Source organism: Pontibacillus litoralis JSM 072002, assembly GCF_000775615.1.
Classification (GTDB): Bacteria; Bacillota; Bacilli; order Bacillales; family BH030062; genus Pontibacillus; species Pontibacillus litoralis.
On record NZ_AVPG01000001.1, the window covers coordinates 452,555 to 462,073 of the forward strand.

A 9,519-nucleotide genomic window follows, 5' to 3' on the forward strand; every position below is an offset into this window, starting at 1 on the left:
CGGTTATTAGAAGAGTGTCAACTACCAAGATATTTACTGTTAAGATACTTTTATTCAAAATTTTAACATAGCCAATAATTCTACTGCAAGTAGGCTAATATAATTTTTTCAAAAAAAGGAGCACCCTAATGCAAATTTTATTGCGATACAAGAATGCAATTAAAAATCTTAATAAAAAATATTATTTAACTCCATTCCTTATCCTTATCTATGTAAGTTGCGGTATTCAATTATGGGACGCAGGGAGAAGGTTTATAATCTATAGTGACAAAGATGTAATGAGTATAGTTTTATTTATCGTGAGTTTTTTTAAGGTATATACTTTAATTATTATTCAAATATTCTGTTACCCACATGCTAATTTCTTTATACAAACTACTGAGTTGTATAGAAAAATTTTTGGAAGTACCTGGAGTGTTATAACATCTGGTCTTTCCAAATATAAAAACATTGGTAAGGATATACCAGATGATTACCACATCCGTAGTTCAGGTGGAGTTACTTATACTGTAAGTTCTGGTTTTAAAACAAAAAGAGAAAGAATTGGTAAAATGAGGAGTACATATGTCTATTTCTTAGTAATGAAATTTTTCTTTAAAGATATTGTTCTTAGGATGTTTACACATTTGGGGATTTTTATAATTAGTCCAATCCTATTCTTATATGCTGCACCTCGTCTTGAGAAAAAAGGACAATTGAACAATTTAGAGGTATAAGTAAAATATAGAACTTACTCATATATTTGGTTTATCACCGTAACTTGGGGCTGACTATAAAAAACTGAATAATTTGATGTTAAATACTATGAAAAAAGCGAAAACTCACGTATTGTCATTGTTGACTAGACAAACTACGATAAGGAGTTTTCGCTTTGTCCTCTTTTTTATAATTGATTTACCTTTACTCATGACTATGGGCTTGGCTTGATTCGTTCTTCCACGGATTCCTTTCGTCGTGAAATTGTGCGTCGGTGTTACGAGAATACGGTATTCCTTATACCACGTTAGAGCGCTGGTTTTATACGTATACGCCTGAACAGCTCATGGAAGAAGATGCTCAACACCTTTGTGGCGATGAGTTTGCGATACGAAAAGTGCATTTCTATGCGACAAGTGTGTTAAATGCGGAGACCGGACGTGTGTTAGTGATTGTTCCACACCGTGATCAAACGGCGATTGCCTCCGTGTTGCTGCAATATGCGAGGAATTGATCTACATCGGCAATAAAGCGTCCCAGGAAAAGCGTGTCGGATAATATTGGCGTTGTCATAAAGTTGTCCTCCTGTTCACCTCATTTTTTTCAGTATATCCTTGTTTATAACTTTCCTATCATATCTCGACTGAATTGAACCCTCCCCCACTTAACACTCTTACGAGTAGTTTGAAGTGGGGGATTCTGTTTCCTACGAACACCAGTGTATCCACCAGTTATTGAGCAGGCTTTCCTCCGCAGTTCCTGCGGTTAGGTCGTCCAAGCGGCTTACGCCTCCGACAGTCTATTTCAATTTATTAGCCTTAATGCTTCCTTTTTAAGATTTGTAGCTGCATTGATATCCCGGTCATGGTCTGTGCCGCAAGAAGGACAAGTCCATTGACGTAAGGCGAGACGTTTCACTTCTTTATGCTGATGACCACAAGAAGAACATAGTTGAGAACTCGCAAACGTCTTGGATACGACAACGATTTGCTTTCCATACCATTTCGCCTTATATTCAAGCATTTCTCGAAATTGCGACCACGATGCTTCGCTAATGGCTTTCGATAGCTTTTCGTTTTTTAGCATATTTGACACTTGCAAATCTTCTATGCCTACAATGTCGTGATTTTTGACAATATAAGTAGAGATTTTGTCTAAATAGTCTTTTCTTGCGTTGGTGATTTTTTCATGAATACGAGCTACTTTGATTCTTGCTTTGTTCCAATTAGAACCGCCTTTTGTTCGTCTACTCATGATCTGCTGGGCTTTAGCCAGTTTTTGCTCCAATGCGCGGAAGAATTTTGGATTATGAAACTTTTGCCCATTACTTAATATTGCAAAATCACTTAACCCTACATCCACTCCAACAGAAGAATTTGTCTTAGGTAATTCTTTCACTTTTGTTTCTGTAAGAATGGATACAAAGTACTTTCGGCTTGGATTCCGTCTGATTGTTACATTTAAAATCCTACCTTCTATTTCTCTGCTTTTGGCAAATTTAACAAATCCGAGTTTAGGCAATTTGATCGTATGTTCGACGATAGCGATGTTCCCATTTGTGTGTTTCGTTTTGTAGGATTGAACTTTGTTCTTTTTGGACTTAAAACGAGGAGCGTCATTTTGTTTGTTGAAAAAGCGGTCAAACGCATCTGAGAGGTTTTCCAGAGAAGACTGCAAAGCAATACTGTCTGGCTCTTTCAGCCACACAATTTCTTTCTTCAGTTGTGTGAGTTGTTTCGAACATTTGATGAAAGACAGACTTTTTCCTGTCTGTTTATAAGTATCATTCCAAAGAGATAGGAAATGATTAAAGACAAATCGACTGGAGCCAATGGTTTTGTTGATCAGAATCGCTTGTTTTTCTGTCGGATAGATACGAAACTTATAGGCTTTATGAACGATCATGAGTTTCACCTCCTCATCCATTATGTTATGATGTACATATTATACCAATTAAGATGTTATTTGTATATCATTTAGGGGTGAAAACATGGAAAAACAATCAGTTGTATTACGATTTCCTAAAGTTCTTTTAGAGAGGGTGGATGCCTACAAAGAGCAAAAAGGGTTTGGGACTCGCACCCAAACTATTTTCCATTTGCTACAAGTAGCTCTCGAACAGTCGGACAATCGAGATGGCAAATAGCCATCCCTTGTCCGAAGGCGATTCATCCCCCACCTACTCATTGGGCTATCGCCCTACACATTCCTTGAGGTGAGAGTCTTCTCGCCTAAAAAGATAAATTAGGTTATACGGTGAAAATCAAAGAAGGTCTGAAGCGGATCGGCATGGAGTATTTACTACCCTAAGGGGGTCGAGCATGGATGCTCTGTAGAGGTTGGGATGAAGAATAGTAAGGTACCAGGTTTCCTAGGGGTGCTTTCGAGTTGTGCTAGGATCTGGTACCTTAAGTTCGAACTGCGGTCTTTTAAATACCTGGACGTCAGCAAATCGTATTATAGGTTTCGTGCTCTCTTTTTCGCTTCATTAGCCTCGCGTTGTAATGCATTTGCTCGGTTGACCCTATTGTCGAAATGATACGTATTTATATTGTAATTAGCCTGTTTTTGTGCCTGTTTCCAAGCGTAATCCGCTTCCTGTTGTTTTTGTCTTGCTTGTCGTTCTGCTTCCTCTTTTAAGTTTTCCCTACCATTCGAATTGTTTGAACCTAAGCTGACAGAGCCACTGCTAGGCGAATACCCCCCCCTGCTACTGCCGTCAGCAAAAAATCCGGCAATCACGAAAACAAGGTATAATGCATATGTCGCCATTATCTTCATCACCTTGATCAGTTTCAGCAACAGCGAAAAGCACCAGAGGGGTAAATTTCCAAACTTGTTTAGGATCGGTGCAGGCAAGAATCTTTCTTCAAACTTAAGCGCTCCCTTTATAATCCATATGCTGAAAAGCGCTGATGGAATTGCAAGCATAATCCCAGAAATACCGAGCGAATAATTGTATGTGAAAATTGTTTGGTTGTTGATATTCAACAGGTAAGTGAGTCCCTTGTCCGCAAATCTATTCAAGACTATAGTCAGAATTGTGGTTAACACTACAAATAGTAACGCATTTTCTTTTGTTATTTCCTTCCAATTTTGCAAGTTGTGTGTATTATGCATACTTACATCCCCTTTTTTCTTACAATTTGAGCATCAATTTTCCAGTTTAATACTACAAATGTTCACACGGATTCTTGAAAATAAGAATTTTGCAGTTTAATTGATTGACGAGATACCTGTGTGAAAAACAAACATGAAAGTTTACAAGTACCTCAATTCAACCTCTTTTTTTCCACGAAAATCCTCCGTCTTTTGTAATAATAGCTACATCAGCTGAATGTTTTGCTGTTTCCATTGTAACGGACTCGTTTCCTTTGAATGCAGCGATATGTACGAGTGACTCGGCCACAGCTGCCAGCTCTTTGGCAGGCAGCGTTTTGATGCTGTGCAGCAGAGGTTCGGAAAACTTCTCCCGTTTCAGCTTGACTAAGTTTTCTTCATATCTCTTAAATATGAAACGCAGAGCAGAATCGACCTCTTTTTTTATGGCGTCCCTCACTTCGTCTTCTCTCACATACTCTTTGATCCGAGGTATCATGACTTTAGTAATATTTTTAAAGTCTTTCAGAAGATCTGCAGACAGTTGCTCTTCCAATTCTTCATGTATGCCGTTCATGACAGCTTTGGCCATATCTCTTTGAGCAAAAGGAATGATTAACGCTCGGCGGTCTTGATGAACTTTATATTGCCTTGTAAAAAACTTTGTTTTGCCATTCACTTTGCCGTCTATGATGAGCAAATGGACGGATGGGAAGATGTCTTGTCGACCATAGCCTGCAAAGATAATACCGGAAAGTAGATGAGAGAAGTCTTTGATCAATGTAAGGATTAGTATTGTTTTCATCGTTTCCGTCCATTCCTCTTCATATAGATACTTCTCGAATTTTTCGGCGATCCATGATTCTGCCTGGTGTCCGTACTCCTCGAACAACATTTCCTCGTCTTCGTTATTCAGCTGTTCCTGATAATCTTTTTCCTGGAGTTCCTGCATGCTTTTGTGCAAAAACGCTTTTGCCTTTTCTTTATATAGATCCTGGATTTCTTCAGGAGACCGAATTCTGCTGTTTTGATGGTGCGTTTCCTGATGTAGCTCCGACAGGTCTTCATACAACTGGTTTAGCTTGTGAAACATCACATTTTCCAAATGGCGAACTTCATGGATATCCGTCAAATACTCCTTGCAGGCATGTTCATTCAAAAACCGAATAAAATCTAATGCATAGTCTTCTAGAGTATCGAGCGGCCCTTCCAACTGCTGCTCATATAAGTGGATTAGCGTTTTCCAAGGCACGTGAAACATACCGCCCGATCCATACGTCATTGCGCCAATCGCATGATTTCCTGAAAAACCAAAAATCTTATCCACCAAATAGCTCGCTTTTTCCTTGCCCACGGTGACCGCTCTGTCTGCCGCTAGCGCAATCCCGCCTGTATTCATTACAACGATTTCTGATGTCATTGCTTTACGCCTCCTAATGAGCCTTCTCACTCATCTTGCTGAAGTTCTTCCCTCACATATACCGCCTGTCAAATTTTTGATCATAATACTGAGTGGTTTCCAACTGTTCATCCTCTATAAATCCTTGTGAAGTCAGCAATGTAATAAATTGTTCTAAGAGGTTGTAGATTACTTCGTCTGCAACGGAAGGACCTGCAATAGGTGAACAGTTCTAGACTGGGGAGCATCAGGATTATGCGAATTTACAACGTTAAGACAGAAAATCTTGTCTCAATAGGGCTTAATCTATTGAGATGAAGTCAGTAATAGGGCTTGATAGTGTCCCATAAGACTTATCTCAAAACTCTTATCGTTGTTAAATTAGTCGTTTTTTCTTTTTAGAATTCCTAAACGTTGTAAATCCATATTTTTGGGACTGTACCCCGTATATTAGTAAAATTCCCCGTAAGTCCTGTCAGTCTTCCATTTCAAAATAGGGATCCCGCAGCATGATGCCTTCAGAATACAGCCGCTGATATTGCTGGACAATCAGCATCTCAATCAAGCTACTGTTCGTATCTTCCGTTTCCGTCAGCATCATTTCTAAATACCAGTTCGCTTTCTCGGATAGATAAATCTTTTTTTGAATCTTTTGATGCTCGAATGTTTCGAAATTGACCAATTCCGGAAAGTACTTACCGATTATTTTTTGTTGCTCCCCGCTGGCTTGCACTTCGCTAGCGAACTGAAAAGCCAGTCCATAATCGACCGGAATGATTTTCTTTTCTTCCAGTTCCATTTCCTCGAACTTTGGATTCAAATCGTCACCATTCACACAGGCATAGCTAATGAACGTATTGTGGATAAAAAAGAAATACTTGCCGCTTTTCGTCTTAAAAAGTTGTTTCAGCTGCTTGACGTCCGCTCCTTTCTCGTTTTGAAACTCCTCCGTTCTCTGCTCGCAAATTTTCTTGGCTGTGGCTGTATTATAAACTGCTCCGTCAATTACTTTCTTCATATCCGTCCTCCTCGTATATTAATAGTAAGAGCTCTCACCGGCTTGATTACATTATAATTTGCCGGGATCGGGACGCTCAAAGGCGTACATATTTTATGGGCTGTAGTCTGCAAATGCCTTACATGAGGAAATTGCCAGGATGGTTTCCGAATAAGACCGTCACTTCTTGCGGACACTTTTGCGTACTACTTGAATAGACCACCTTTTATAATTAGTACTAACTCTATAGATATATTATAATTATTAATTAGTACTAAGTCAAATAACTGTTTGGAACCTGTGTATTCAACAAACACCAAAGTTAAATTATTCATAGTTATTCAATCAATAGTGAAGGTTTGAATAAACACAATAATTTGTTTGCAGGTAGCTTTTGTCCAATATCGAATCGTGGGGATAAAAAAAGAGCCACACACGGCGGTCCCTTTCTCTTAACGGTCACTTCTCGAACAATTCAATCTCCGAGACCAACTTATGGTTCTTCACTTCTTCTGTTCCATCCGTCAGTTCATAATCAATCATGAAAAACTAACTTTTCTAACTCATTCAATGTTTTTATCTTTTCTAGATTCATGTCATCCCCTCCCATTTTACGTCTGTTTTCACATCTATTTGTAAACCTCATCCTGTTTTACGGTAAAAAAATGTGTAAAAATACTGAGATATTTGTTGTATTGAAATGAGAATGATGCCCTAATAACCATACACATGTTTTTTGGATAATACCTTGCCAATTAAAAAGTGAATTTGCTCGTGTTCCTTTGCAGTATGCTCGAACGTATGAGGTTCATGTATTTTTAGCGTATTTTTTGTCTTCAGCAGCAACCCCACACTTTTATCCGTTTGGTAATAGGGCGCTTGATAATAGTCTGATCGCAAATCTGCGCTTAATAAAAAGTAAAAATCATCGCAGTAATCGAGATAAGACATCCATTTCTTATCTTGTAAAAAGTCGTTTTTTGAAGTTTTAACTTCCACAATGATGATGCTCCCTCCTTCATAAAAGTGCACGGTACACTTTTTAGTATAATATGGTCAAGTAAGGGTCAAAGGATCAAAAGTTTATATTCCATAAAATTGAAACGACATCACTTTTGGTACGAGGGGCTTGTTGAGTCCATTATTTTACTTTAATGGTTTTTATAACTATTTTATCCAATGTAACTTAATATATCAAAAGTTACATTGAATTTACCGATAATCATGCGTTTTGTCCAGTTTTGTGATAAGATCAAGATATTGAAAAATAAGTTACATTCAAATCATTGATTTTACTGGATTATTGGAGGTAGTGATAAAATTGACGGAGATAGATATCAAAAGTAAAAAAGAGGAAATTAAAGATGTGCAGCCGATTCGATCTTTGGAAAAAATTAGCGACATGAAGTGGTCGTTAAAAAAATGGTGCGGCGAAAGAGATTATATTTTATTCCTGATCGGGATCAAGGTCGGTCTTCGTGTCGGAGATTTACTAAAATTGAAAGTGAGTGACGTAAAAGGCAAAAAAAAGATCACTGTCAGGGAAGGAAAAACGAAAAAGCCCCGCGTGATCCATTTGAATAATATTTACGATGAAATTGACGATTACATTAGCAACATGAAAACATCAGAGTGGCTTTTTCCAAGCAGAAAAGGCAATCAGCCGATTAGTCGGGTACAAGCCTACCGCCAATTAAACAAGGCGGCAGAAATGGTAGATATTAATGAAGGAATTGGTACGCATACGATGCGGAAGACGTTTGGATACTGGCACTATAAACAGTTTAAAGATGTGGCTGAGCTGCAAAAGATCCTCAACCATTCGCATCCGGAAGTGACACTCAGATACATTGGCATTACGGATGAGCAGATTGAGAATAATTTGAATCAGTTTATGTTGTAGGGGGCGTTTGGAAGTAACGCATGAAAAGGGTATATATAATAGAAGAAAAGCGGTGTCGTTCATTGGTGAATGATGCCGCTTTTTACTTCATCTATTTTGATAGGTGACTTCTTTTCATTTATCTATCTACGAACGCTAATTTACTCTTGCTCGTTAGGGAGCTTTACTTCAAATTCTTTAATTTTTGTTTCTAATTCGGATGTTAATTTTCTTGCTTCATCATTATAACTCATTAAAGATCCACTTGGTTCAAGTGCTAAAGATGTGTATGTTTCATAAAGGCTATACAATTCAAATGCTGTATCATATGATTCTTGATATTTTTCTGGAGGAGCATTTAACACTTTCATCTGTTCTGATATTGTTTCACGTGCTTCCTCTACCTCACCATTTTTTCCTGATTCATTAAAATACTCATAAGCTTTTTTTAATGCTTCATTAAAGTCGCCACTAAAAGCTATATAATTTTCATTTTCAGAAGTAACTATATTGATTTACTTCTTCAACAGGAATACCCATTGAACGGGCAAATCTATCCTCATCCAAAGTAGTCGGTTTGCAAAGTATTTTGAAAATTCTTCTGTATATTGACTTAATAAATCGTCAATCTCAGCCATATTCCTCGATGTATATTCAGCTTTCATTTTTACGTATTCGCTCATATTATCTACAGTTTTATTAATATTAAGGAATGAATAGACACCAAATTCGTCTAGTTTTTGCTTGCTAACACTATCACCCTCTGAAACTTCCAAGACAGTAATACGCGTATCACGTAATCTTGCCCGAAGAACGGGTTCCAAGCAGTATTTCGGTTTTTTTGAAGTAAAAGAAATAGGATGTTCATATTGAAGAAATTTTAAATGGGTAGGAGATAGTTTATAGTCACCTTCTATAAAATCATACAGAGCTCTTAAGCGGTGCTGACCATCCATTACTTCATGAACATTGATAATATCGCCATATTCATTGTGCTCTTGGCGAGTTTTTTTGATAGTAATTGTTCCAAGAGGTAATCCCATTAAAACTGATTCAATAAATTGAGTTTTAAATTCATTCTTATCCGTATAGGTTCTTTGAATATCGCCAACTACTAGGTATTCATTTGATGGGGGTAATACGTCGGGCTTCACCCATTCAGCATTAGCATCTTTACCAACAATTTTTATGAAACTAACAAGGTCAATAACCTTCCGCTCTACTTTCGTACCCATGTTTCTCCAGAGTGTAATGCGTTCCTCATTGGTTGTACAATCAGTTAACCGTTCAATTTTTTTCTTTTCCATATGCTCCCTCTTTCAGTACCTGTAATAAATTTTTTTGGTGATTGGTATTTTTTATAATAAGTTACAAGTAAAATTCTATCATTAAATCTACAAAATTTCCTAAATAAAGGTTCATCACCGTAACTTGGGGTTGACTCTA

Annotated in this window: 10 protein-coding genes; 4 read left to right on the top strand and 6 right to left on the bottom strand. The window is 37.6% G+C overall.

The features are described 5' to 3' along the window. Positions 1-128: 128 nt before the first annotated feature. On the top strand, positions 129-716 hold the full coding sequence (locus N784_RS02265) for a hypothetical protein (RefSeq protein WP_036831599.1): 588 nt from the start codon (positions 129-131) through the stop codon (positions 714-716). Between the two features lie 254 nt (positions 717-970). Further along, the gene (locus N784_RS02270) at positions 971-1,210 is read left to right on the top strand and encodes a transposase (protein ID WP_036831602.1); all 240 of its coding nucleotides are present in this window, start codon (positions 971-973) and stop codon (positions 1,208-1,210) included. A gap of 290 nt (positions 1,211-1,500) precedes the next feature. Here the strand turns inward: N784_RS02270 and tnpB are convergent, their stop codons facing one another. After that, positions 1,501-2,601: an IS200/IS605 family element RNA-guided endonuclease TnpB gene (gene tnpB / locus N784_RS02275; protein ID WP_036831605.1), complete on the bottom strand. Its 1,101-nt coding sequence runs from the start codon at positions 2,599-2,601 to the stop codon at positions 1,501-1,503. Between the two features lie 85 nt (positions 2,602-2,686). On the opposite strand from tnpB, the gene N784_RS16775 reads away from it, so the two are divergent. Continuing rightward, the gene (locus N784_RS16775; protein WP_176450943.1) at positions 2,687-2,842 is read left to right on the top strand and encodes a hypothetical protein; all 156 of its coding nucleotides are present in this window, start codon (positions 2,687-2,689) and stop codon (positions 2,840-2,842) included. Between the two features lie 311 nt (positions 2,843-3,153). Here N784_RS16775 and N784_RS02280 read toward each other — a convergent pair whose 3' ends face one another. The 4 genes from N784_RS02280 to N784_RS02295 all read right to left on the bottom strand — a co-directional run bounded on the left by N784_RS02280 (position 3,154) and on the right by N784_RS02295 (position 7,223). Further along, the gene (locus tag N784_RS02280) at positions 3,154-3,816 is read right to left on the bottom strand and encodes a hypothetical protein (protein ID WP_036831608.1); all 663 of its coding nucleotides are present in this window, start codon (positions 3,814-3,816) and stop codon (positions 3,154-3,156) included. 157 nt (positions 3,817-3,973) lie between these two features. Beyond that, positions 3,974-5,215 carry a hypothetical protein gene (locus tag N784_RS02285; protein WP_036831611.1) on the bottom strand — a complete coding sequence of 414 codons (1,242 nt, stop codon included), beginning with the start codon at positions 5,213-5,215 and terminating at the stop codon, positions 3,974-3,976. 454 nt (positions 5,216-5,669) lie between these two features. Next, on the bottom strand, positions 5,670-6,212 hold the full coding sequence (locus N784_RS02290) for a hypothetical protein (protein WP_036831613.1): 543 nt from the start codon (positions 6,210-6,212) through the stop codon (positions 5,670-5,672). Positions 6,213-6,905: 693 nt separating this feature from the next. Next, a complete protein-coding gene (locus tag N784_RS02295) occupies positions 6,906-7,223 on the bottom strand; it encodes an MmcB family DNA repair protein (RefSeq protein WP_084600092.1) in 318 nt (105 codons plus the stop codon). Positions 7,224-7,593: 370 nt separating this feature from the next. Between N784_RS02295 and N784_RS02300 the strand changes: the two genes are divergently transcribed. Further along, complete coding sequence (locus N784_RS02300) at positions 7,594-8,094, top strand: tyrosine-type recombinase/integrase (RefSeq protein WP_052127094.1); 501 nt, start codon at positions 7,594-7,596, stop codon at positions 8,092-8,094. A 494-nt stretch (positions 8,095-8,588) separates the two neighbouring features. On the opposite strand, the gene N784_RS02310 is transcribed toward N784_RS02300, so the two are convergent. Further along, positions 8,589-9,380, bottom strand: coding sequence for a DUF262 domain-containing protein (locus N784_RS02310; protein ID WP_036831621.1), 792 nt, complete (start codon positions 9,378-9,380; stop codon positions 8,589-8,591). Positions 9,381-9,519 lie beyond the last annotated feature (139 nt).